Source organism: Petralouisia muris (genome assembly GCF_004793545.1).
Lineage (GTDB): Bacteria > Bacillota > Clostridia > Lachnospirales > Lachnospiraceae > Petralouisia > Petralouisia muris.
Genome location: NZ_SRYA01000070.1, coordinates 1 through 23,693, shown reverse-complemented (window position 1 = coordinate 23,693; position 23,693 = coordinate 1). Strand labels below are relative to the sequence as shown.

Genomic DNA, 23,693 nt, shown 5'->3' with positions numbered 1-23,693 from the left:
AAAAAGGAACCTTTTACAATTCAAATGTAAAAGATTCCTTAAGTTAATGACATTGAGTAAAATCAAGCATTTTAAGTTTAATCAGCAGGCACTATTTATATATGCCAGAAGTATATCATCCTTTATCCGCACTGATATATGCTGATAAAATTAATTTTGTTTCAAAACACTTATCTGAATACTCATAATCAATATTGCCATAATATTTATTTGCAAGACTTTCTAAAATAGTCATGCCAACTCCTAAATGTCCGTTTTTAGTAGAGACTAATTTACCTTCATTAAATTTAGGCATCGTGCCAATTGTATTACGCATTTTTATAACTATATACTCTTTAAAACTATGAATGCGCAAAACAATTTTTTTCTGAACATCATTACTACTTTCACACGCCTCTACCGCATTATCCAACAAATTAGCAAAAAGTGCCGTAATCTCTGTTCTATCCATAAAATCAAATGTAATATCCTGCATGTTTATTTCAAAGTTAATTCCTTTTTGCTCGCATATTTGCATTTTATTCCAAATTATTACACACACAATTTTATCACTGCATTGGAACTGTGGTTGTATTTCTGTAATGCTGGAGAGTAATTCTTTTTCATAATTTCTTTTGTATTCTCCATCCAAATCACAAAGTACTTGTATATGTTTTTTTGTATCATGCATAATCTGTCGCATCTTTTCATAATTATCCTGCAGTCCTTCATAATACTTTTGAGTAATTTCTAACTGTTGTTCTACCAATTCCGTCTTTTTCTCCAAGATTGCTTCTTTAGATAACATTTTATATAAATAAATAACACCTGCATCCAGTATTACAACACCTAAACTTGCAAGTAAAAGAGGCATATTATTTTCCTGCGCTATTTCATGTTTAACAAAATAGCATAAAATTCCAAACTCAAAAATCATAAGAAAAATCATATAGAAATGTAAAATTTTAGAAATGCTATTTATCTGACAGCGTTGTAACATTTGTATTACTAATTTATAAGTACATAATACAATGATAGAATTTCCTATACCAGATACCAAAAAATATTTTGAATCTGCTAAGATATTATATGTGCTGCTCTGTAGAAGCGTAGAAAAAGCCACTGTTACTACAATATCCACAAAAGCCAAATAAATAATGATAACTCCAGAATTAACTAATATATTTTTCTCTTGTACTTTGTATAAACCTTTTGATATTCCATATAATGTAATCATAGAAATTACAACATTCAGTTGTGGAATCCCGAACCATGCCGTACATGTATTCATTATAACATATAAAGTATAGACCCCGATATACAACTTTCTACTGCTATATTTTCTTTCATATAACGCTCCCATAGTTTCCCAAAATATGTATCCATTTACTATACAAGAACAAATTACCCCTATAAAGCGAAGCACTTTAATTACCTCATTTCCTCAAATTTTATCAAATGTCGACTGTAAGAAATTATTAAATTTTGCCTTAAATTCCACAGCACGCTTTTGCGCTAGTGGTATCGTTACACCATTTTCCATAAGGATATCGAATCCTTTAATGTACTTAATATGGAGCATATTAATAATAAAGCTCTTATGCGGTGATTCAAAATTATATTTATTAAATTTTCCATATAGTTCTTTCAGGCTATATGTGGCGGTATAATTTCCTTGCGCTGTATTGATTCTTACTCTTCTTAACATATATTCAAAATAATAAATATCATCCAGTTCTAAAGTCACAACCCCTTCTTCTGTTGTAAATGCATACTTTTGCTTTTCCACTGCATTATCCAGATAGTGAACCACTTCTTTCAATACGTCAAAAATTCGACATTCCCTTACAGGTTTTTCAACATAATCAAAAGCATGTACTTGATAGGCACAACTTTTGTACTTACCATAATTAGTTATATAAATAATTTTGCTATTCACATCCCAGTTTCTTAATTTCTTTGCGGTCTGTATCCCATTAAGTCCTGGCATATCTATATCCAAGAAAATCACATCAAAACGAATATTAGCTTTTAATAACCCTGAACCACTTGTAAATTCTGCCACCCATACGGCTCTTTCAATATCTGAAAAATATTCTTTCACAATAGTAACTAATTTCGCACAGACCTGTTTGTCATCATCGCATACAGCCACCTTTATCATTCGCATCCCTCCGTTATTTTGTACAAGAACACTTTAGACTATATCATACATCAAAAACATAATCTTTTCACTAAATCCAAAGTAATAATGCTGATGAATCATGTAAGATCACAATACATGTGTTACAACTGAATATTTAAAAAGCGAGGATGGACTCTCTTTGTGTTATATTTGAATCACCACAAAACAAAACATACATAAAGGAGTATCCCCGCATGGCAAGTATAACACAAGATACGAGATATCGTCTATCACTGATTCGGTATGCCGAAAAATATGGTATCACTAAAGCTGCTGTCAAATATAAGACCAATCAGCAGTATATTTACCGCTGGAAACGTCGTTATGACTATTCTATTGAGTCTCTTCATGAACTCTCAAGAAGACCTCACCACCATCCGAACCAACATACTCCTTAGTAAATCAAACTTATCAGGGATATGCGCAGACGCAATCCAGATGCCGGTCTGGTCGTGTTCTGGGTAAAACTTATGCAGCGGGGTTACTCTCGCTCCATTCCGGGACTTTACCGTTTCCTGCGTAAACAGGGAATTATGGCGGTTCATTCTGCCAATCCAAAGTATGTTGCCAAAACGTATGAACAAATGACTTACCCTGGTCAGCGTATTCAGATTGATGTGAAATCTGTCCCTTCCGTTTGTCTCGTAAATGAAGCCAAGGGAAAGAAACTTTATCAGTATACCGCAATTGACGAATACTCACGTTGGCTCTTCGTAGAAGATTTTGAAGAATACAGTTCTTATCCTTCTACCCAATTCCTTCAGCACCTTATCCGCGCTTTTCCTATGCCAATTGAATGTGTTCAGACAGACAATGGTATGGAATTTACCAAGCGTTTTTCTTATCAGGTACGTGAAGACAACCTTACCATGTTTGAAAAGGAACTGGTACACCACAGAATCCAGCATAAACTGATCCGCCCCTTTCCTTTATGCCCATGCATAATGGAAAAGTGGAACGCAGCCATTGGAAAGATAATGAACGCTTTTATGCAACCCATACCTTTTATTCCTTTAACGACTTCTCAAAACAACTTCAGCACTATAATAGGCGAGACTACAACCATTTCCCTATGCGTCCTTTAGAGGTGGAAATCACCACATACTGTTTTAAAGTATTGAATGAGGTGTAACATTTGTTTGACAAACCTACATCCAAAGTAATAATGCCGATGAATCACCGATATTTCATACTTATTTTTCCAACCAGCAACATAATTGTTTCAATAAACCATGCACATAAAACTCCATACAGGATTGCTTTAAAAAAGAGGAATAACAAACATATTACTGCTTCTATAATTAAACATTTTTGTGTTTTTTTCTTATATACAATCAATTCTTGCGTATCTAACGGTCTATTTGCAGTCTCTTGTGGTGCTAATCCCAAAATAATCACTGCACAAGTAGCTAATACAATGTATAATCCTAACGTCTTTATCTGTTCGAACGCATAAAATAAAAATACAGAAAACAAAGTGACCCCCCATGTACACAAGTAGCATCCTTTTGAAGTTTTTGCATGATAACCGCCGGCATACTCTCGTATACCGGCATAGGCTATCAAAAATGCAGTTGTACATGCGAATTTCTTGCAAATAATCCCAATGATTAAAATCATAGATACATGTAAAAATTTTTTTATCAGTAAATTCAAACCATATTGATACAATTCGCAATCGTCAAAATCTATGATTCTACTTTTTACAAGCATTCTTACAACAACTTCAACCATATTTTATTTTTTTACTTTCTTTAAATTTTGTACACATTTAGGCATTTTAGGTTGCCCATGAAAAAACACGCACATCGTATTGGCACTTCTTTCTGCTTCTCTATAAGAAGCTTTAGCAACATATTTTGCAATCGTTCTTTTTACATTCATTGATAAATCCTCCATAATAGATTATGAGCAGTCTCGGAAACTCTTTAAGCCCGAATTTCCGCTCTTTTTTCATGTTCTTCTTTTTTGCTTTCCTCCATATCCCGGAAAACTTTTTGTTAAATTTCCAAAAAGCATTGACATATAAGTCAAACTGTGCGGCGCGTTTGGTGACCATATACGCCAGTCACCAAACGCGCCCCTTGTAGTTAAGAAGCGTCTGGCCCCACGCACAGACCATAACTGCAAGGAGGTACACTATTATGATCAAGCACTGGCAGTCCATGCAAGATTACAAGCGCTTTCTCACCGAATCCAAAGTCCATTTCGATTCCTCTGAAAGAAACCGGCTCCATACGGAGCTTTGGAAAGCATGGCAGAAACTCCGGCTTTTCGATACCGATAAGGCAATGGAGTTCCTTCTGCCCTTTTACTCCAACACTGGCAGGCCCGCTAAGAACCAGCCGCAGATCCTGCGTTCTTTTATCCTTTTCTTTCTTCTATATTCAGAAGGTTTGACCAAGCTATCCCTCACCCTTTGGGTGGACAGGCTCAAACACGACCGCCTCCTTGCCGCCCTCATCGGCTGCACTACGGATTCCCTGCCGCCCCTCGGTTCTTATTTTGACTTCATGGACAGGCTCTGGACTGCTCCGGCAACGGACTTATATGCACGGGACAAACTGCTTCCGGCTTCCTGGAACAGCAAAAAGCCGGATAAACCCAAAGGCAAAAAACAGAAAGCACAGGAGACAAAGCCCAAGATCACCGAAATTATCGAAAAACGGCTCATGGACGGGAAAGATATCCCTTTTAACTTTGAAGACCGCCTGCAGCGCTTCTTCTATCATGCGGCTGTCCTGCCTTCCATGGCATCCGGCCTCATACCAGGGGAACGCCTTACGGTTTCTGGAGACGGCGCCGCCGTGCATACCCATTCCTGCCCACGCGGGCATCACAGGGACGGCGCGCCGGAAAATATGCGGCATTTTCCCGACCCTGATGCGGCCTGGGGCTGGGACAGCGACCTGGAAAAATATTACTTCGGCTACACCTTGTTCCAGTTATCCTGTTATCACACGGGGCTCAGGACAGACATCCCTCTGCTCCTGCGTTTTACCAGCGCAAGGCGGCATGATTCGGTCAATTTCCTCGTTGCTTTCCATGAACTGGAAAAGCATATGCCGGCAGTTTCCACCACGAATATGTGCCTGGACTCCGCAATGGACAATTACCCCACCTACCGCCTCCTTAAATACAGAGGAATACGGGCATTCATCGACCTGAACGACAAATGCGGCCGGCCAAAAACAATTCCTGACGCCATCACCATTGACAAAGACGGAACACCCTTATGCCAGGAAAAACTGCGCATGAAGCCTAATGGTTACGACAAATCCAGCGGTTACCTCATGTGGCGCTGCCCCTATGGGAAAGAGCACTGTTCCAAATGTAAAAACTCCTGCACGGATTCCAAATATGGGAGGGTCGTCAAAACACGGCCCGAATGGGATATCCGGCTCTACACGGATGTCCCCCGTGGCACAGACGCCTATAAGAAAATCTATAAACAACGCACCGCTGCGGAACGGATCAACAACCGCATCCTCAATGATTACGGGCTGCACCGCATGTTCATACACACGAAGGAGCATTATTCTTTCATGACAACCATAATCGGTATCTGTATCCATCTGGATGCCCGCTATAAACAGCAGATGCAGACAGCGGCATAAACCATGTTTCCTGCTCTTGGAGTCTTTAGGGCCTGTTTTCCGACAGGCTTAAAAGCCATGCCCATTTTTATTCCTTATACTCTCCGAACCACTTAGACACCACAATCATCCATCCCTTATCCCTCTCATTTCTGAAAATTAACCCCTTCCTGCCTATTCGCTATTGAGTTTCCGAGATCACTCATTATTAGATTACAAATAAAATTATATTTTTTTTCAACAACAAATGCAACCTATAAGGACAAATTACGAATTATCTGGACAAACTACGATAAAGTCAATTTTATAATTGTACATTGCTTTTCATATACTATTTCTATTATACTGCTTTTGTGTTTTCTTAACTTTCCTTCTATTTTGTCTATTAATTCTTCAGATATATTTTTTTCAACTAAAATACGAAGCACATACCAATTTTTATATTTATGAACTCGAATGTAGAAATGATATTTTTTTTCATTAGAACATAAAATATCCATTATTTCCATTATTTGTTCTTCGATTTTACTTTTATGCTCCGAAAAATCATCTAAATTAAATTTATCGTAAAACCACTCAATATCACACAAAGGGTATTTTTCTTCGATTCTTTTCTCTATCCGTTGAACCCACTGATTGTCTCTCTTGTCTGTCATAACTTCTCCTTTGCTATCTCTTTATACTAAATATACAACTAGTAATTTCTTTTTTCAACGCTTAAAGTTTATTTCTGAATGGGAAAGCATAAAATATAATGATATGAAATATGGGAGGTGATACTATATGCAAAAGCCAGACAAATCCGCAATAGGTGAAAGAATCCGAAGACGGCGTGAAGAACTAAACATGAGCAGAGAACAACTTTCTGAAATAATTGGAATCACTTCAAAGTTCCTTAGTGATATAGAACTGGGAGTCCGAGGCTTTTCACTTGAAAAACTCCTTTTATTTTCAGAATACCTCAATCTTTCTACAGAATATATTCTATTTGGTACAAATACCTCTATAAATGAACGTATTTTTTTACAAAGTATCAATAAATGTCCAGAAGAAAAGAAAGCTTATCTTCTTTCAATCATAAATAAAATCGTAGAATCTTATAGTACGTAAAAGGTAAACGTGCAAAAGGTAAGAGTCGGACTAAATCCGACTCAATACCAGTTCTGTTTCAGCATTTCTTTTGATTTCAACACGACATAGTGGATAACTTTATCATTACTTTGCAATTGGAAAAATGATTTGTATTCTTTTATTATCATCAGAAATTTCTACTCCTCCTCGAACATCAAAAATATAATTTATGGCCTCAAATAATACCATATCTTTTTCCTGACTCTTATATTGATTGATACATTCTTGAAATCTTTTTATCACTACATCTTTCATTGGAAATATTAGTTCAATCATATTATCTCTAGCAATAATTGAAATCTCTCTATTTTCTGCCAGAAAATCTGCACTCCACCATAAAATATCTGATATTGCTCGGATTCCCATCTCGCTGTCAATCATTATAGTGCTTTCTATCGCCCACTCTATATCAACTGTCAGTTTAACCACTTTTCTCTTTAAGCACATCTCCATCCGTTCATAAATTTCAAGCACTAAAGTAGCCATACTAAAAGGTCGGATATTCATTTCATGAGCAAATGGATCATCTACTTCTCTCATTATTGAAGATTTTTTCCGTGTATCAATAATTTCAAATTCTTCTATCAGCTCGTCATTTTCTGGAATCTCTCTATGCTTGCTTTCAGATTCTGGAATGCTGTGTAGCCCTTTTTTATTTTTAGCATGCAAAAAAACAATAATGCTATCGCAATCATAAGCAATCCATATGCAATATACACAAAACAATTTACCATATAATAATTTGTTACCTCAACTGAACCACTACCGGCTAAAGCCGGTAGGTTCACCTCGCTGCTAAAGCAGCCTAAAGTTGTATATATTCTACGTCATCTCTCTTCCTTCCACTCTTATACGATTTCGAAATTATCCAATTTGTTTTTTTCTTGCAAATCTTGATTTTGTATATATTCCTTGATGACTTCATCCGTTACATTCCCACTGCTTGCCACAAAATATCCCCTCGCCCACAAATGCTGACCCCAGAATTGCTTGTTCAATTCTTTATACTCCATCTGCAATTTCCTGGAAGTATTTCCCTTAATGTATTGAACCAGCTTACTTGCTGATAGGTATGGTGGGACGGACACCAGCATATGGATATGGTCGGTGCCTACGTGCCCCGCCAGAATCTCTATCTCATTACTTTGGCAAACGAGCCTTATCAGTTCCCTTGTTCTCATTGCTATTTTCCCCGTGATTACAGGTTTCCTATATTTTGTAATCCATACCAAATGGTACTTGATATCATACGTGCAATGTGATGTTTTTCTATAATGTTCCATATTCTTCACCTCAAGTTTAGTATTTCTATTTTCACTTTTTCTAAACTTGGAGATACGGGGTTTACCTAAAGGCGAGGGTTTTAACCCCATTATACAGACAATAAAACCTGCCAATTTTTCCAGTTGTTTCATCATTTGCTCATCACCTGCCAGCTTCCTTCTGCTCCAATACTTGAATCTCTCCTTTTTTTAATTTCAATATAACATCCGCCTGCTTTGCCAATTCTACAGAGTGTGTTACAACGACTACACACTTGTTCATTTCATGTGCACACGCTTTTAACATATCGGTAATCTCAACAGCTGTATCCTCATCCAAATTCCCTGTTGGTTCGTCTGCAAGAATTACCCTTGCATCCGCGGCTAATGCTCTTGCAATTGCTACACGTTGTTGTTGTCCCCCGGAAAGTTTCAAAACATTTCGTTTGCATTCTTCCTCTGTTAATCCCACGCTCTGCAATACCTGCTCGGGTGGTAGTTTGCAGGTCAACGCAACATTTTCTTTTGGAGTAAGATAATCAATTAAATTGTAGCTTTGGAAAATAAAGGCAATATTCCTTTTTCTATGATAGGAAAGTCCTATTTGCTCAATGTTCTTATCATCAATCAATATATGACCTTCATTTGGACTATCTAAACCACCTATCAGCGAAAGAAGTGTCGTTTTTCCACAACCTGAAGGTCCAAGAACAGCATACATTTTTCCAATTTCTAAAGATATGGAAATATTTTTCAAAACCTTTCTTTTATTATCATAAGAATATCCTACATTTTTTAATTCTAAAATACTCATAAAATCTATCTCCTTAACTCATTTGCGATAAAATATTTTTTGGTTTCATTTTTATAATTGGTATCATTGCAAATACTGTTGTTATACTACATAGAGCCATTCCAACTATCCACACTACTAAGTAGTCCAATTCCGATATAGTAACTTCTATATGACTCATTCTAACCTCTTTTTCTAATTCGCTATCCTTTTCTATAACAGCATTATTATTATTTTTTTGTTCAACTACCCTATACTCTTTTGTGGTTTTTGCTAATAATGAATTTCCAACCTGTTCTGCTAGCAAAAAACTTGTCATATATGATATCACTAGTGCAAACACTGTAATTATAAAAATTTCAACAAGTTGTTGTAGCACAATAGCACTTTTGGACATTCCTATGGATAATAGAACTCCAATTTCATGCATTCTATTTCGTACACTAAAAGTTAAAATCAAAACCAAAATTATAAAGCTCACTATCATTACAACTATCATAGTTGCAAAAACAATGTTCTGCAGAGTTTCTAATGCCCTTTTTGTGTTTTGATATCCTTGATCATACTTTGTAAGAATACATTTTTCCCACTGGACACCCGAAATTGCTTCTACATTATTTATGATATTATCCAATTGTTCTGGATTATCAACATAAATATCCCCATACTGAAAAACATTATTTAATTTGCCAAAAATCAATTTAGAACTAGTCACAATATCTGTGAAAGCAACATTTTCATACAAATCATAAGATGGTGTCATGCCAACATTTTGCTCTCTAGTGTTCATAAATAGCCCCTGCACAATTACCTCAACATGTAATTCTGGGTTTTCCAAATTTTTGATTACAATCGTATCACCTAGAGAAATCCCATTTTTATAAGCAAAGTCTCGATGAAGTAAAATTACATTTTTTTGATCCAAAGTAATATGATTTCCTTCAATTACTTTAAAACCACCTTCTATAAAATAAGAATCTTTTTCGGAATTACTACTTCCGATAATTTTTCCAGCATTTTCACAGCCCAAGGGAATAGTTGCAGCCCCTTCCGTCTTTATCTTTAGCAAATTTTTATTATTATCCAAGTATATAGCCTTTGTATAAGAACGTAAAATATATTCGCCATTCACACCATCTATTGAGAGAATATTTTTCAATATCTTTTCATTTAGCCCCTCCGGTAACTGCTTTGCATTAATTGTGAAGTAACTCCGAAGTGATTTCTTAATATTTACTACACCATTATTTGCTGCTGTTTGAATCGAAATACAAGTCAATAACATTGTTGCTATAATTAGTAATGTTATAAATAAAAATAATGTTTTTACTTTTTTTCTGACCAAATATAAATAGGCACGCTTCAAAAAATTCATCTTAATTTCTCACTCCATTTGCGAAAGAATTTCTTTAGGTTTATATCTTATAACCGGTATACATGCAATTACAGTTGCTAAAATTAACAATCCAGTTCCTGTTAAAACAACTATTGCAAAATGTTGTGGTGTCACAATAATACTTGAAAATGTATTTTTTAGTATGGATTTTGCTCCTCTACTAGCAATCAGAGAAAACAGATAAGACAATGGATATACCCATACAGACACCAATATCATTTCAAGAATATACTGTAATAAAATTAATCGCTTTGACACACCAATAGCCAGAAAAATTCCTATTTCATATTTTCGATTTCTTATCCATATTGATAAAATCAAAACAATAATCACTATACTAATTCCTGATATAATCAAAATAAACATAAAAATCAAGGTGTCTGTATCTGCCACCGAACCAGCTACTTGTTCATACACTTCGTCCTTAATTTCTATAGTAAAATTCTTCCAGTTTATATTCTCTATATTTTGAACTTTCTTTATAATTGTTTCAAGCTGTTCAGGATCTGTTACAAAAAAATCTGCTGATGCATATCCTACATCGGCATAATTTTCCAAAAGATTTCTCATAGCCATTTCACTGATAAATGCATAATTTGCATAATCATAATATGATGCCTCGTTATAGCTATTACGTTCATCTGTTTTATCAGCAACAGTTTCAAAGAGTCCTACAACTTGTAATACCAAAGTTTTATCATTGGATAAAGGATCATTTATAGCTTGAATTGTATCTCCGATACTCAAATTGTGTTTATTTGCAATTTCTTTACTTATGATAATTCCATTATGAATAGATGTATCAACAGCTTTTCCTTTATACATTCTCAATGCACCAGAAAGAAATAAGGAATCATATTCAGAGTTAATACAACCATAAGAATAAAATTGACAATCAACCATAGCGTGTCCTGTAGGTTGTAATTGTTCTAGCCATTTGCCCTCCATATCAGACAAACATAAAATTGTACGGATTGATGAGTTATATCCTTTAATACCCTCTACTGCTGAAATTGCTTCCATCATCTCTTTTGTTAGGTATTCTTGAGTACTATAAGATCCATTTGAATCACTTCCCCATCCACCCGTAGCTGTATTACGACTTACTGAAAAACTTACTCCTGTGGCTCCCCGTAATTCGACCACTTCTTTTTCCTTTGCATCTAAAAATGCTAGCCCTAAAAGAACCAATGTAGATACGGAAAATAAAATCCCAGAAATAAATACTGTTTTTTTCCATTTTCGAGTAATATATAATATTGCTCTTTTTAATAAACCCATTTTTTTGCCTCCCTGTAAATAAATTTGAATTAATAATATTCGTTAAAAATGGAGTTTTGGTGAAGTTCTGGTGAAGATTAGGAGTAGTTTATTTTTCAATGTTAACAACTTAGTAGTGGTATGACATCACAATAGGATTAAGCCATTGAACAAACAGTAGTAGATGGTGAGATTGATTAAAATACACTAAAAAAAGGCGGACTTCCCCCTTGGTGCTATCAGCTGTTTTTCGATATGGAATTCGTATTGTAGAATGTAAGAAAGCAGGCATCACCACCTTTCCTAAATGATATTAGTGTGTGGTCTTGTTATTGTAATGGTGTTTGACTTTCCTTGGAACTGTGCGTGGATTTGACTCCCCGCTGCCCTTTTTGTCCTGCACCAGGTGTGATATGGCAAAATCAAATATGCAGCGGATGACGCCAAACCTTTCCGTATCTGTATCAGCATCCATATATTCCCCTATATGGCGGCTCAGGTATCCGACAAGCTCATTCATGTTTGTCATATATTTGTTCTTATTCCCTTTCTGGTTTATGGTGCTGTCGACGATACCGTCTGTCTCACGCTTTATGGCAAGAGCCAGATTTGCAAGCAGCACCGATATCCAGAATTCCTGGAGTACGGAGTTCTCAGAATAGCCTCGGAAATTGGTGAGCCCGATCTTTTCTTTGACAAGCTTGCAATCCTCTTCCACCGGCCATCTAAGGAAGTAGCACTGGCGGAATAGTTCTTTGGCAAGGTCAAAATCATTTGTGATCAGCGTTTCAACCGTTCCGCCTGGGAGATAAAATTTAAGGACGCGTACTTTCCTGCCATCCAGGAAAAGGATATGGTCATTGATCCCATTCCGGTCGGCTGGTACAGGGAGTGCATCAATATCCGTGTTAAATTTAGACCTTAACCGGAACAGATATCTGGCATGTATAGTATCTTCAATAAAAGAAAATAAATTTTTTGAAGCATATCCCCTATCGAAGACAAACATGGTGTATAATAGATTTGTCCGTGCTTTGCTTTTTATGTTTTCCATATGTTTTATGGCAAGGGTACGTTCACCGACGCTCATGGGTTCGAGCCGTGCATCAAGGATGCGGTGATTCAGTACATCAAAAGCAACACTGGCAATGGCAGTGGGAGAGCTGGAGCCTCTCCCTATGCTGCCGTATTTATCAAGAAGAGTCTTACGGTTAGGAAGAGGAATTTTAGAGCCGTCAACAGCGATGATCTGTCGTCCCCATACACCCATGAAACGTGAATGGAAATCCAGGGAATCCCTACTGCAAAGGAAGTCAAGTACACGTTCAAAACATTCTTTGAAAATAGAATGATCAATGCCGGAACGTGCTTTGCTGAAAGCCTGTTGGGAACAATTCCTTGTATCAGAGATGGAAGCCCCTGATATGTGGCGCAATTCAGTAAAGAATTCATCCAGTGATGCAGAGATTGTTTTCTTGGAATTTCTTAATAACAGTTTGACCAATGTCCAGTAGGGAAGTTTACCGCAATTGCGTGTAAAAGCCCCTTTTCTGTTCCGGGCCCGGTCAAGGACATAGGGATCAAGTAATGTGTTGCAGATAATATCTGCTAAGATTTGAATTAAATTCATATGATGCAGCTCCCTTCAAAAAAGTAATATAAACAAGGGCTATGCCGCATTTTTTGACGATTTTGTCAATAGTAAATATGACGATTTTTGCAGATAGATTTTGTGCAAAATTTTAATTGTATAGTGATCTTGTATAGAAAAAGGCACGGGAATTTCCCATGCCAGTTATAATCTAAATACTATATGTTGTGGTTGTTTAAATTAGGTTGTTAACATTGGTTTATTTTTAACTAATGAAGCGCCATAGATAAAAAGGATATCATTTTATCTATGGCGCTTCATTAAGTTTCATCTTTATAGCTGCAATCCCTCTGAAATAACATCTGAAAACAAACACTATCCCTTGTATTCTTCATAAGAAAAGGTATTTTATGATGTTCAAGAATCGTTTTCACAATATATAATCCAAGTCCGCTGCCTCCAGTATTTCGATTACGTGATTTATCTATTCGATAAAATGGTTCAAATATCCGTTCTAACTCCTCATCTCTAATTTGAACTCCTGTATTTTCTACAGACAATTTTTTTTCTTTTAAAGCAACATGAACCTTTTCGCCCTGTGGTGAATACATTATCGCATTTCCAATAATATTAGAAAATACTTTTTTTAATAACCTTTCATCCCCATCCCAATAGAATTCCGATTCTATATCCATGTTAAATTCTATGTTTTTATCCTCCGCTATTTCTTGTACCATGTAACATACTTTTTTTAGCATTTCACTAATATTCAAATTTGTAAAAGCTTTATTAAAATAATCCCCTCCTATTCTGACAACTAAAAGAATTTCTTTTACCAGCTTTTCCATACTTTCGACACTTTTCAAGGCATGCCTCAGGTATTCATCCCGGTTTTTATACTCTCCTATATTATAAATCATTCCCTCAAGTTCACCTTTTATAATTGTAATTGGAGTTTTTAATTCATGTGAAACGGACATGAAAAAATCACCCCTTTGTTGCTCCAGTTTCCTTTCATTTTTAATTTCTAATTGTAACTGTTCATTTGCTTCTTTCAAATTTTTCAATGCATCATTCAATTTTTCTGACATTTCATTTAAACTAATTGCCAAAATTCCAATCTCATCCTCACGAGATGTATCACATTTCCATGTCATATCCAACTTAGTCATTCTTTTAGCCACTGAGCATATCTTTATCAATGGCTTAGAAAAGTAAATGGAAAAAATATAAGCTCCTAATCCCGCGATCAAAATCATTATTGTCATAATAACTGGTATTAGCTTCAATAAAATATTGTACGTTTGCATTACTGTCAAAAATGTTGCTGTCGCAGAAATCATAAACCTTTCCTGCATATATTCAAATTCTGCCGACAAACTAAAGGTTTTGACATTGTCTTTTTTTTCTTCTCTATCTCCTATTTTCACTGCAAAGATTTCTACTCCCTCTGAATTCTTAATAGTAACTATAGCATTATTTTTCATTGAAAATTCATAAAGTAATTTAGTACTATCCTCAATCCCATTACTCCCTAAAGACTGTACTAGTTTCTCAAAACCTATTGCAAACTGTCCTTCCAATTCTGTTTGATAATTTCTAGGCAAAAAGTTCATGATCAATCCGTAAATAATAATACAACATGTAAGCAAAATCCCCATCATAATTGTAAATGTTTTTATGGCAATACTCTTTTTAGCTTTCTTTAACAATTCTATAGCCCACCCCTCTGATAGTTTCAATGCAATCAACACCTAATTTTTTACGAATATTTTTTATATGTGTATTAACAATTTTAGAATCACCATAATAATCATAACCCCACACACTATTCAGAAGATTATCTCTAGAAAAAACATGTCCAGGATTCTCCATCAAAATTTTTAAGATTTCAAATTCACGAATGGTCAGTGGCACATTTTCTCCTGATCTAAATACTTGATAACTTTTTAAATCTAGCTGAAGGTTTTGACAAGATATGACTGACATATTATCATCTAACTCTCTATCGGTTCTTCTTAATACTGCTTTAATTCGTCTAAGTACTAATGGCATAGAAAATGGTTTTGTTATGTAGTCGTCAACAAGCGTATCAAATCCTTTCATTTGACTTTCATCATCATCTAGTGCTGTTAACATAATAATAGGAACGTTCGTTTCACTTCTCAACATTTTACATACCGTATAACCGTCCATTTTGGGCATCATTATATCTAATAAAACTAAATCATACTTTTTTTTGCGAAATTCAATAAGTCCTTGTACACCATCATCAGCACATGTTACGAAATAACCTTCATTTTCCAAAAAGGCTCTTATGATATTCTGAATACTTATTTCATCTTCCATTATTAAAATATTTTTTTCCATAATGCTACCTCTCATATTTTGATACATATAGTATCTCATATAAAAGTGAAATAATTATGATTTATGCAAATAAATCTTCGATTTTTCCTGCTAATATTCCATAGTCTATCGGTTTTCTATACGAAACTCCTTGCTTTTCTTCACAAATTTCTTCTTCATACAGAACTACATCATACTCTCTTTCATCCCCCATTTCTTTTCCATCGCAATGAACCATCATAAGATCTGGATATGTCGAATTATATACAAGTAACTCTATTTCCTTTTCGCTAAAATTATAATATGTTTTGTATAATTCTCGTCCCCATAAATATGGACAATAATGCGAGATTTCGCCCTTTAAAAGCCCGACGCAATTATATCCTCGATTTCTAAATTCATCTACAAGATTTTTTATTATTCTCTCATCTTTGCATAGTATTATAGGCACATCAATCGTATTCTGCCATTCGGGAAAACTATTTTTTATATATTCTATACGACAAATTTCCTTATGGGACACTGATTTTTCTTCCAAGTATTTTCCTAAATCTTGTACAGAACCTTCAGAAACTATTGCATTACATAAAGTCGCCGTTATAAACGGTGTTGCAAAACTATTGGCTTTTTTTAACACTATTCCATATTTTTTTTCAATATCATTAAAATCACAATGGCTTATTACATCTGTATTCCCTATTTCTGTACTAATCATACAAAATTCATTTTTATCTAGTTCCCCGATATAATCACACATCACACCTACCACAAATGGTGAGCATGCTGGGTATGTTATTAAATTATTATTATTCTTAGCTGCTACCATAATTGTACCCTTCTCATGTAACCGTTCTAAAATATTATCGGACACCAAATTAAGTAAATCAGTTGTTCCAAGACTCATATTGATTACATTAACCTCTTCTTCTAAACAAAAGTGCAAAGCTTTCAACAACTTAGAGAGATTCGTGGATTGAGTCACAGGATCTAATATCTGTATATCGTACAGGCATATATCTTTTGATTCAAGATGCTCATAAAAAATCCACCAGCACATCGTAGCATGAGAAAGATAAAACTTTTCTGCTTCTCCTCTCTCTTTGATTTCTATGCTTTCATTTATCATATATCTTTTTATCATTTTGGGCACTTCATTAATTCCATCCATAATCCCATCATCAATAAACGCTACTTTTAACATACTTTTCCTCCACATAATTATGCATTCAAATGGCACCATTTCCTATATAAACTGGATAATGATGCCATTGAAATATTTTTTATTTTTTTATAAACTCAATCATTAAAAGCTCTACGCAAAGTTCAATAAACTATTGCCAGATAATATTTCTCTCATATATTGAACTTATAACATCATTGGTGCTTTCTGAAGGGATACCTTAGCATTTATCGTCCAACAATCACAAATACAAATGTTTGTGATTGCTTCCATCGTATTCATTACTGTTGCAATTCTTTTCTGTAATTTCTTCATAGCTGGTCTCCTTCCATTTTCACTTGCCAACTTTAATTAAGCATAGAATACAACTACACTGAAGTTTCTGCTGGAAGCACTGCTTGCACATCCACAAATACAAATAGTTCCATTTGCTTCTACTGTATTCATTGCTGCAGTATTTCTTTTCTGTAATTTCTTCATGGTTGGTCTCCTTTCTATTTCTGTTTGCTAACTTTAATTATGCATAAAATACAACTACACTGAAGTTTCTGCTGGAAGCACTGCTTGCACATCCACAAATACAAATAGTTCCATTTGCTTCTACTGTATTCATTGCTGCAGTATTTCTTTTCTGTAATTTCTTCATAGCTAATCTCCTTTCTACTTTTTTTGGTTAATATATTTATGCCAACCATTCATAAGATGTTATTATGTATATAACTGATATGAATAACTTGACCTTAACCACTACCTAATACGCTATGCTAACATAGCGTAACTTCGCTTTTAAGACACTAGACAGTTAATTTTAATTGATAAATTATGTATACTCAGGATTGAATAATCTGAGTTGTGCAATAAGTCCTTAATAGTAATTTCATATTTTTTCTCAATTTCATTAATTACATATAAAAATTCAAGTGGCATAACACCTAACGTAAATAAATTTTTATCGATGTCTTCTACCTGAATGTCTGTATATTTTTTTATTGTATCTTTTAAAAACTTTTCAATATTTTGCATTTTTATTCTCCTTAAAAAACGCTAACACCTGATGTTAATTGCTCATAAATTCTGGTCAGAAGTTTCTTTCTACTATTTTCATCCAAAATATTATAGATTTCTGATGAACCTTCTACTTTTCCAGTAATCACTGTATAATTTGAAATATTATTTTTATAATGTAAATATTCCAAAATACTTTCTTGCGAATCTAAATTAAATCTACAAGAAGTATTGGAAATATTGATAAAATCTACCGGACAATTCATTTTATATTTACAGTAATTTCTGTATTCGTCAAAGTATTTTTCATCTACCTGCTCATAAAAGAAGGCACATAAGATTCCAATATCCATTTTAATTCCATTTGCCAAAATAAATGGTACTTCCCCGTAATCATTCAATATTTTATTATTTAATGGCATAATTCCACCAGGCATTCCAATTATTACCAGATCAGGTTGTTCCTTATTACATACGTCAAAAAGATATTGGTTCCATTTAAGTATCCTAGTAGTTACTGAAACCGATCTTTCAAATATAAATCCAGGTATTAACCGCCCGCCATATAGATTCACCCACTCTTTAGACCCAAAATGTAATACTTTGTATCCCTTTGCTTTAAAAAATTCACAAACCTCTAACTCAGTACAAAATTTGTTACAGAATCGCCCTAGACCCATAATACCAATTGCAGGTATTTCAATGCTTTTAAGATATTGAACTTTTTCATCTAGAAAAATATTAATGTTCCAGTTTCCTGCATCAAGAATGGAATTTTCTTTCATTTCCTCTGAATATAAATATTCATGGCATTCTCGCGAAAATAAAACATCTTTTCCTAATTGTCTTGTTCTGGCTATCTTGTTCTGATACTCTTCTTTCCCAAGCAAAATATCTGGATTATACATATACAAAACTATATCGCAATCTTCTATTGCCCCGTCAAATTCTTCTGATATTCGGATTGAAGAAACTGCTCCAAATTCTTTTCTCAAACATTGTGTATCCGCTTCATTCAAAGTTATACAAGAAGTTAATTCATAATTTTTTATATAATCAGAATACATAATTAATTCCCTGTATTCATATATAAAAGGAAATATTGCTAACTTTTTCATTCTACCCTCTACCTTTCAAATGTGCATCCTAGCTCTTTTAATATACAAATTTCTTTTAGATTCATAAATGCTTGTCCTTTAGAAATCGGACAGTGCTTTACTTTTAATTCTCGTGACAAGTGGTCCTTACCATCAGCTTTTTGTGCACATTGATTGCAATGAAACAATGCCCAACAATTTTTGCATAAATCCTCCGTTATTTTCCCGATATTCAAAAGAGAATTAACTTTCTTTATATCAAATCCACTATCTAAATGACCAATAGCCATCACTGGAGAAGTCTCTGAAACACGTTCACAAGGAAACATATATCCTTGTACATTAACAAAAAGTCTACGTGTTCCCGGAATACATGGACCACCTGGATGGCAAGTATCTCCAATCTCTGCCTTTTTTGTAATCTGATGATAACGTTCGTAAATAAAACTCCGCTTAACCAAAACTAATTTTGATACATCCTCCTCATCTAACTTTCCTAACATAAAAAGACATAACTTTAAATAGTCAAATTTATTGATCAAGGAAAATGTTTCAGAAAACTGTATATCTTGTGTTAAATCTTCCGATTCAACAATATTAGTAAATACATCTGCTGATGCAAGCAGATCATCTTTTTCAAAATAATCCTTAATATTTTGATAATCATTTTCCGGATTTAATACTGAATTATATGAAATCTTTTTAAAAAATTCTGGATGCTTTTCCTTTATCCTTCGCAAATTTTCCTGAATAACTTTAAAAGATCCTTTTCCATTTTGAAATTTTCTATATGTATCATGTTCCTTTTGGGAACCATCCAAACTAATCATCACATTAAATTTGTGTTCTTCTAAAAATGAAACCGTATTCTCATTCAGTAAGGTTCCATTTGTAGTAATAGAAAATACAACTCTCCTGCCAAAACTTTTTTCGTAAACATAGACCACACATTTCCTAATGAGTTCTATATTTAACAATGGTTCTCCACCATAAAACGCAACTGTCAATTCGTCTAGTTCATTTGACGCGTTAAGATAAAAATCTATTGCTCTTTTCGCTGTATCAAAATCCATATCCAACTCAGAATGTGTTCTTGTATCATAGTTTCCTGAATAAATACAATACTCACATCGTAAATTGCAGCGTTGCGTAACCTGAAGAGTAAGTTTTTCTAAATGGTTTGACAAATAATGTTTTAAAGCATGTGTACATGGATGCTCTATTTTAGTCACTGTATTTTCTTTTAAAAAGCCATAATGCTGATATCTTTCTAATACCTTGGACTCAATACTTTTCAGATTCCCATTTTGAATATTCTCTAATTCCTCATATTCCTCTGCATCCACCTCTAAAATTGCATTACGCCCTCGATCATAGATATAATAATGTTTCGGAGTCTTAATTCCTTTAAAAATTATATTCATCCTTTTCTTTCTCCTTCTTTTTTTTCATTTGTAGATAAGATTCATATCCATTATACTGAATAATTCTACCGTCCTTAATTTCTATAATTTTATTTGTAAAACTTAGCAGCTCTGGCTCGTGTGTTATCATTACAATCACTTTCTTATCACATTTTTCCAATAATTCAACAAAATCCTTTTCCGATTTTTTGTCATATGCAGCTGTTGGTTCATCAAGTACTAAGATTTTACTTTTACTTGCAAGTGCTCTTATTAATGCAATTTTCTGTTTTTCTCCTCCAGATATTCGGGAGGCATTATTCCCAATATCTGTATTATATTTTTCAGGCAACCTTTTTATAAACTCTAATAAATTACTATTCAACAATTCTGTATCCACCTCGTTCTCTCCAAAAAGAGTAAGATTATCCATAATACTCCCCCTGAACAAGTATGGATTTTGCATGATTACAGAAAATAAGTCTCTGTAAGAAAAAAGTTCATATTCTGATATCTCTTTACCATTTAAAGTAATCTGACCTTCCTGCAAATCATAAAAACGCAAAAGTAAATTTATAAAGGTAGACTTTCCAGAGCCATTTTCTCCAACAACTGCGATTCTGTCTCCCTCCTTCAACTCCATCGTCAAATTCTCCAATATATTCCTATCCTTAAAAGAATATGAAATATCTTTACACTTAAAAATAGGTTCATCAATCTTCGAACAACTTATTCTTTCTATACGTTGTAGCTCAGATTGCTCCTCTTCACAATTTAGGAATTGATCATAAACTTCAAAAGCTGGAAACACTTCTGATAATACAATTTTAAGATCTGAGATAAATCCAATAGGTTCCATTAAATAATTGGAATATGATACAAAAGCAAGCATACCTCCCAGACTCAATTCATTTCCCCATATCAACATGCCACCTACTACATATAAAAAATTAAAAAATATCGTTTGTATGCTTTCACCTAGCAAAGTACCTAAAATCGTAAAAAATCCCATTTTTTTTACAGCCGTATTACGTTTCTGTAAATATGCATTATATTCCGCACACTTTTTGTTGTATAAATTCCACAACTTTATTTCAGTAGCTGAATGATAGATATCATCTTCCCATCCATGAATCTCTTTTTGAGCTAAAATTGTATCCATCTGATATTTTTCTACACTTTCGCTTATCTTGCTGGTAATTAAAAATCTAATTGGTACTAATGCCAAAAGGAAAACTGTTAATTTCCAATTAATTAGTATTAATCCAATGAATACCCCGATAAATTTAAAAATCTGTACAAATGTGTCTGACATTTGATTTCCTGTAATTTGAGATATATTATTCAAGCTATATTCTGCATCTTTAATAATCTGAACTAATCCATCATTTTTTATATAATCCATTTTAAGCCGAAATGCATGATTAAATATTTCCATTTGTTTATCTTTTAAAAATGTCGCATTCAAATCAATACGTAAATATGCTTGCCATAACATTGATAAATTTGTAATAATAGAAATACCAACTACAATCAGGACAAGTACAATTAAAGTTTTTAAATCTCCTCCAATTAGTCCATCATCAACTATATTTTGCTGCAATAATGGAACACAAATATTCCCTACTGTAATAATCAACATCATCAACGACATTGTGATAATGTATCTCTTATATGGTAAAAGCAATTCAACTACTTTTTTGTAATATTTATTTTTTGACATTCCTCTTCGCTCCTCTTCCTGTTTCTTGCCCTTATAATACTCAATTTCAAAATTATTACAATAGGTTTTGATTCATGTACGAATATCGCGTTCAAATAATAAATTACTCTTGTAGTTCATTCAAATATTTCTTACTTCATACGAAACAATATTCAAGTTTTAATTTAGTTGTATGTGTTTTACCAATATAAATCTTCAAATCATACGTTTAAATCGGGTAGGAGGTAGATAATTATTTTATCTACCGACCTCCCACACCACCGTACGTACGGTTCCGTATACGGCGGTTCCTTAGTTTTCACATACTTTCAGATAGAACTCTGTGAATGTTGGGTATCCAAGTTCACGGAGTTTCTTGTTGTTAAATGCAGTCTGCAATACGAAATATCCACCGCAATACCAGTTTCCATTCCGCATATTGGCACATATCCATGCCTTTTCTTCTTCCACACCTAACTTCTTTAATTCTTTGAATTTTGTCTTAACTTTCTTCCATTGTTTCCAGTAAATGGTTCTTATCTTATGTCTTAGCCATTCATCAGTTTCCCTTAACAGTCCCTTCATATCAGCAAGCGAAAAATAATTCACCCAACCCCTGACAAACTGCGTCAGTTTCATGGCTCTGTATTCATTTCCCCATCCGTTACTTCTTTTTGTCAGTTCTCTGATTTTGTCTTTCATCTTCGCCACTGACTTCGGATGTACACGGTATCTACACTTTCCCCTATAACGGTAAAATGCGTATCCAAGGTATTTTGCCTTGCTGATATGTGCCACGCTTGTTTTCTTTCGGTTCACTTTCAGAAAAAGTTTCCCTTCAATAAACGGAATGATATTTTCCAGGGTTCTTTCTGCACTCCTTCTGCTTTTACAGAAAATCATACAGTAAGTAGACCTGAGGAACCTCCCCTCAAGTCTCTCTCAGAACCGTACGTGAACCTCTCAGCTCATACGGCTCCCATCATCCAGCCGCTGGCAGTATTCCAAATTTCCAGTGTGCAAACAGGTTCCTGTCACGCTTTGCTATCTCTCCAAGCCAGTGTTCTGCCTTTCGTCTCGCCCTGCGCTTCTTATACTTCCTCCGCACCCATTTCACCAGACATCCATTGATATACCTCAGCACATCATATATTTCTGATTTATAGAAATGCGTGTAGTAATTAATCCATCCCTGTATCTGACGGTTGAACATATTTGCTATGTCGTAGAGGTCTTTGTCCGATTTTAATTGCAGCTTCCATCCTCTTACCTCTTTGCGTATGGCTTTCTTTGCTTTCTCACTGATTGCCGGAAGGAAGTTTGTAAAGAACTTCCCGTACCTGTTCTTTGCATGTCTTGGACGGAACGTATATCCCAGAAAATCGAAGGAGATATTCTCATGATTCCCTCTCCGGTCATCATCTTTGCAGTACACTATCCTTGTCTTTTCCTGGTTCAGTTCCAGTCCATAACTCTGGAACCTCTGTTCCAACCTTCTCCGCAGATATTTCGCCTGTTTCTGGGAGACGCAGTGCGCTATCCCATCATCAGCGTATCTTGCCCACGGTATCGTCGGAAATTCCTTTACCATGAAATCATCGAACACATAGTGCAGGAACAGGTTCGCCAATACTGGGCTTATCACCCCGCCTTGCGGGGTTCCGGATTTCCTTTCCACAATCATCCCGTCTTCCATTTGGAACGGTGCCGTCAGCCATCTCTGGATATATAGGATTATCCATTTCTCTTTGGTATGTTTCTTTA

27 protein-coding genes are annotated in these 23,693 nt (G+C 34.6%); 4 read left to right on the top strand and 23 right to left on the bottom strand.

Translation table 11 applies throughout. The annotated features are described in order from the left end of the window. Nucleotides 1-115: 115 nt before the first annotated feature. Complete coding sequence (locus E5329_RS22820) at nt 116-1,405, bottom strand: sensor histidine kinase (RefSeq protein ID WP_135991612.1); 1,290 nt, start codon at nt 1,403-1,405, stop codon at nt 116-118. 18 nt (nt 1,406-1,423) lie between these two features. After that, nucleotides 1,424-2,143 carry a LytR/AlgR family response regulator transcription factor gene (locus tag E5329_RS22815; RefSeq protein ID WP_168356734.1) on the bottom strand — a complete coding sequence of 240 codons (720 nt, stop codon included), beginning with the start codon at nt 2,141-2,143 and terminating at the stop codon, nt 1,424-1,426. Nucleotides 2,144-2,292: 149 nt separating this feature from the next. Here E5329_RS22815 and E5329_RS31840 point away from each other — a divergent pair, with 149 nt between their 5' ends. Beyond that, nucleotides 2,293-2,562, top strand: a complete 270-nt coding sequence (locus E5329_RS31840) for a helix-turn-helix domain-containing protein (protein ID WP_330572308.1) — start codon at nt 2,293-2,295, stop codon at nt 2,560-2,562. Between the two features lie 21 nt (nt 2,563-2,583). Then, on the top strand, nt 2,584-3,249 hold the full coding sequence (locus E5329_RS22810; protein ID WP_275443634.1) for a DDE-type integrase/transposase/recombinase: 666 nt from the start codon (nt 2,584-2,586) through the stop codon (nt 3,247-3,249). Between the two features lie 91 nt (nt 3,250-3,340). Here E5329_RS22810 and E5329_RS22805 read toward each other — a convergent pair whose 3' ends face one another. Beyond that, entirely contained in the window at nt 3,341-3,898 is a 558-nt protein-coding gene (locus tag E5329_RS22805; RefSeq protein ID WP_135991610.1) for an accessory gene regulator B family protein, read from the bottom strand. 3 nt (nt 3,899-3,901) lie between these two features. Continuing rightward, a complete protein-coding gene (locus tag E5329_RS22800) occupies nt 3,902-4,048 on the bottom strand; it encodes a cyclic lactone autoinducer peptide (RefSeq protein WP_135991609.1) in 147 nt (48 codons plus the stop codon). Between the two features lie 260 nt (nt 4,049-4,308). On the opposite strand from E5329_RS22800, the gene E5329_RS22795 reads away from it, so the two are divergent. Next, complete coding sequence (locus tag E5329_RS22795; RefSeq protein ID WP_135991608.1) at nt 4,309-5,781, top strand: transposase; 1,473 nt, start codon at nt 4,309-4,311, stop codon at nt 5,779-5,781. Nucleotides 5,782-6,047: 266 nt separating this feature from the next. Here the strand turns inward: E5329_RS22795 and E5329_RS22790 are convergent, their stop codons facing one another. Beyond that, nucleotides 6,048-6,416, bottom strand: coding sequence for a hypothetical protein (locus E5329_RS22790; protein WP_135991607.1), 369 nt, complete (start codon nt 6,414-6,416; stop codon nt 6,048-6,050). Between the two features lie 127 nt (nt 6,417-6,543). Between E5329_RS22790 and E5329_RS22785 the strand changes: the two genes are divergently transcribed. Further along, entirely contained in the window at nt 6,544-6,870 is a 327-nt protein-coding gene (locus E5329_RS22785; protein ID WP_135991606.1) for a helix-turn-helix domain-containing protein, read from the top strand. A gap of 105 nt (nt 6,871-6,975) precedes the next feature. On the opposite strand, the gene E5329_RS22780 is transcribed toward E5329_RS22785, so the two are convergent. From E5329_RS22780 to E5329_RS22700, 18 genes are all read right to left on the bottom strand, one after another. Then, nucleotides 6,976-7,560: a hypothetical protein gene (locus E5329_RS22780; protein ID WP_135991605.1), complete on the bottom strand. Its 585-nt coding sequence runs from the start codon at nt 7,558-7,560 to the stop codon at nt 6,976-6,978. A 179-nt stretch (nt 7,561-7,739) separates the two neighbouring features. Continuing rightward, a complete protein-coding gene (gene tnpA, locus E5329_RS22775) occupies nt 7,740-8,174 on the bottom strand; it encodes an IS200/IS605 family transposase (protein WP_135991604.1) in 435 nt (144 codons plus the stop codon). A 142-nt stretch (nt 8,175-8,316) separates the two neighbouring features. Continuing rightward, nucleotides 8,317-8,967: an ATP-binding cassette domain-containing protein gene (locus E5329_RS22770; protein ID WP_135991603.1), complete on the bottom strand. Its 651-nt coding sequence runs from the start codon at nt 8,965-8,967 to the stop codon at nt 8,317-8,319. A gap of 13 nt (nt 8,968-8,980) precedes the next feature. Next, complete coding sequence (locus tag E5329_RS22765) at nt 8,981-10,321, bottom strand: ABC transporter permease (RefSeq protein ID WP_135991602.1); 1,341 nt, start codon at nt 10,319-10,321, stop codon at nt 8,981-8,983. 9 nt (nt 10,322-10,330) lie between these two features. Then, nucleotides 10,331-11,623 (bottom strand): ABC transporter permease, encoded by a 1,293-nt coding sequence (locus tag E5329_RS22760; RefSeq protein ID WP_135991601.1) that lies wholly within the window; start codon nt 11,621-11,623, stop codon nt 10,331-10,333. Nucleotides 11,624-11,915: 292 nt separating this feature from the next. Beyond that, on the bottom strand, nt 11,916-13,232 hold the full coding sequence (locus E5329_RS22755) for an IS4 family transposase (RefSeq protein ID WP_135991600.1): 1,317 nt from the start codon (nt 13,230-13,232) through the stop codon (nt 11,916-11,918). A 281-nt stretch (nt 13,233-13,513) separates the two neighbouring features. Continuing rightward, entirely contained in the window at nt 13,514-14,905 is a 1,392-nt protein-coding gene (locus E5329_RS22750) for a sensor histidine kinase (RefSeq protein WP_275443633.1), read from the bottom strand. Next, the gene (locus E5329_RS22745) at nt 14,889-15,563 is read right to left on the bottom strand and encodes a response regulator transcription factor (RefSeq protein WP_135991599.1); all 675 of its coding nucleotides are present in this window, start codon (nt 15,561-15,563) and stop codon (nt 14,889-14,891) included. The genes E5329_RS22750 and E5329_RS22745 overlap by 17 nt, the downstream gene beginning before the upstream one ends. 61 nt (nt 15,564-15,624) lie before the next feature. Then, nucleotides 15,625-16,743 (bottom strand): S8/S53 family peptidase, encoded by a 1,119-nt coding sequence (locus E5329_RS22740; RefSeq protein ID WP_135991598.1) that lies wholly within the window; start codon nt 16,741-16,743, stop codon nt 15,625-15,627. A gap of 165 nt (nt 16,744-16,908) precedes the next feature. Beyond that, the gene (locus tag E5329_RS30965) at nt 16,909-17,037 is read right to left on the bottom strand and encodes a hypothetical protein (RefSeq protein WP_275443631.1); all 129 of its coding nucleotides are present in this window, start codon (nt 17,035-17,037) and stop codon (nt 16,909-16,911) included. Between the two features lie 36 nt (nt 17,038-17,073). Beyond that, nucleotides 17,074-17,202: a CLI_3235 family bacteriocin precursor gene (locus E5329_RS22735; RefSeq protein WP_135991597.1), complete on the bottom strand. Its 129-nt coding sequence runs from the start codon at nt 17,200-17,202 to the stop codon at nt 17,074-17,076. Between the two features lie 37 nt (nt 17,203-17,239). Continuing rightward, a complete protein-coding gene (locus E5329_RS22730; RefSeq protein WP_135991597.1) occupies nt 17,240-17,368 on the bottom strand; it encodes a CLI_3235 family bacteriocin precursor in 129 nt (42 codons plus the stop codon). 140 nt (nt 17,369-17,508) lie between these two features. Continuing rightward, on the bottom strand, nt 17,509-17,745 hold the full coding sequence (locus E5329_RS22725) for a phosphopantetheine-binding protein (protein ID WP_135991596.1): 237 nt from the start codon (nt 17,743-17,745) through the stop codon (nt 17,509-17,511). 11 nt (nt 17,746-17,756) lie between these two features. Next, nucleotides 17,757-18,845, bottom strand: a complete 1,089-nt coding sequence (locus tag E5329_RS22720; RefSeq protein ID WP_135991595.1) for a TIGR04066 family peptide maturation system protein — start codon at nt 18,843-18,845, stop codon at nt 17,757-17,759. Between the two features lie 8 nt (nt 18,846-18,853). Next, on the bottom strand, nt 18,854-20,248 hold the full coding sequence (gene ccpM, locus E5329_RS22715; RefSeq protein ID WP_135991594.1) for a Cys-rich peptide radical SAM maturase CcpM: 1,395 nt from the start codon (nt 20,246-20,248) through the stop codon (nt 18,854-18,856). Next, nucleotides 20,232-21,950, bottom strand: a complete 1,719-nt coding sequence (locus E5329_RS22710) for a peptidase domain-containing ABC transporter (RefSeq protein WP_135991593.1) — start codon at nt 21,948-21,950, stop codon at nt 20,232-20,234. The genes ccpM and E5329_RS22710 overlap by 17 nt, the downstream gene beginning before the upstream one ends. Nucleotides 21,951-22,241: 291 nt before the next feature. Then, nucleotides 22,242-22,832, bottom strand: a complete 591-nt coding sequence (locus tag E5329_RS22705; RefSeq protein ID WP_135991592.1) for a group II intron maturase-specific domain-containing protein — start codon at nt 22,830-22,832, stop codon at nt 22,242-22,244. Nucleotides 22,833-22,911: 79 nt separating this feature from the next. Beyond that, nucleotides 22,912-23,693: reverse transcriptase domain-containing protein (locus tag E5329_RS22700; protein ID WP_275443630.1), on the bottom strand; the 782-nt coding region annotated here is incomplete at its 5' end.

Bases quoted from the DNA above. Each gene is read 5' to 3' on its own strand.
- tnpA (WP_135991604.1), bottom strand. From the start codon at position 8,174: ATGGAACATTATAGAAAAACATCACATTGCACGTATGATATCAAGTAC.
- E5329_RS22810 (WP_275443634.1), top strand. From the start codon at position 2,584: ATGCGCAGACGCAATCCAGATGCCGGTCTGGTCGTGTTCTGGGTAAAA.
- E5329_RS22760 (WP_135991601.1), bottom strand. From the start codon at position 11,623: ATGGGTTTATTAAAAAGAGCAATATTATATATTACTCGAAAATGGAAA.
- E5329_RS22755 (WP_135991600.1), bottom strand. From the start codon at position 13,232: ATGAATTTAATTCAAATCTTAGCAGATATTATCTGCAACACATTACTT.
- E5329_RS22725 (WP_135991596.1), bottom strand. From the start codon at position 17,745: ATGCAAAATATTGAAAAGTTTTTAAAAGATACAATAAAAAAATATACA.
- E5329_RS31840 (WP_330572308.1), top strand. From the start codon at position 2,293: ATGGACTCTCTTTGTGTTATATTTGAATCACCACAAAACAAAACATAC.
- E5329_RS22795 (WP_135991608.1), top strand. From the start codon at position 4,309: ATGATCAAGCACTGGCAGTCCATGCAAGATTACAAGCGCTTTCTCACC.
- E5329_RS22710 (WP_135991593.1), bottom strand. From the start codon at position 21,950: ATGTCAAAAAATAAATATTACAAAAAAGTAGTTGAATTGCTTTTACCA.
- E5329_RS22800 (WP_135991609.1), bottom strand. From the start codon at position 4,048: ATGAATGTAAAAAGAACGATTGCAAAATATGTTGCTAAAGCTTCTTAT.
- E5329_RS22735 (WP_135991597.1), bottom strand. From the start codon at position 17,202: ATGAAGAAATTACAGAAAAGAAATACTGCAGCAATGAATACAGTAGAA.
- E5329_RS22815 (WP_168356734.1), bottom strand. From the start codon at position 2,143: ATGATAAAGGTGGCTGTATGCGATGATGACAAACAGGTCTGTGCGAAA.
- ccpM (WP_135991594.1), bottom strand. From the start codon at position 20,248: ATGAATATAATTTTTAAAGGAATTAAGACTCCGAAACATTATTATATC.
- E5329_RS22765 (WP_135991602.1), bottom strand. From the start codon at position 10,321: ATGAATTTTTTGAAGCGTGCCTATTTATATTTGGTCAGAAAAAAAGTA.
- E5329_RS22720 (WP_135991595.1), bottom strand. From the start codon at position 18,845: ATGAAAAAGTTAGCAATATTTCCTTTTATATATGAATACAGGGAATTA.
- E5329_RS22785 (WP_135991606.1), top strand. From the start codon at position 6,544: ATGCAAAAGCCAGACAAATCCGCAATAGGTGAAAGAATCCGAAGACGG.
- E5329_RS22740 (WP_135991598.1), bottom strand. From the start codon at position 16,743: ATGTTAAAAGTAGCGTTTATTGATGATGGGATTATGGATGGAATTAAT.
- E5329_RS22705 (WP_135991592.1), bottom strand. From the start codon at position 22,832: ATGATTTTCTGTAAAAGCAGAAGGAGTGCAGAAAGAACCCTGGAAAAT.
- E5329_RS22805 (WP_135991610.1), bottom strand. From the start codon at position 3,898: ATGGTTGAAGTTGTTGTAAGAATGCTTGTAAAAAGTAGAATCATAGAT.
- E5329_RS30965 (WP_275443631.1), bottom strand. From the start codon at position 17,037: ATGAAGAAATTACAGAAAAGAATTGCAACAGTAATGAATACGATGGAA.
- E5329_RS22745 (WP_135991599.1), bottom strand. From the start codon at position 15,563: ATGGAAAAAAATATTTTAATAATGGAAGATGAAATAAGTATTCAGAAT.
- E5329_RS22790 (WP_135991607.1), bottom strand. From the start codon at position 6,416: ATGACAGACAAGAGAGACAATCAGTGGGTTCAACGGATAGAGAAAAGA.
- E5329_RS22770 (WP_135991603.1), bottom strand. From the start codon at position 8,967: ATGAGTATTTTAGAATTAAAAAATGTAGGATATTCTTATGATAATAAA.
- E5329_RS22730 (WP_135991597.1), bottom strand. From the start codon at position 17,368: ATGAAGAAATTACAGAAAAGAAATACTGCAGCAATGAATACAGTAGAA.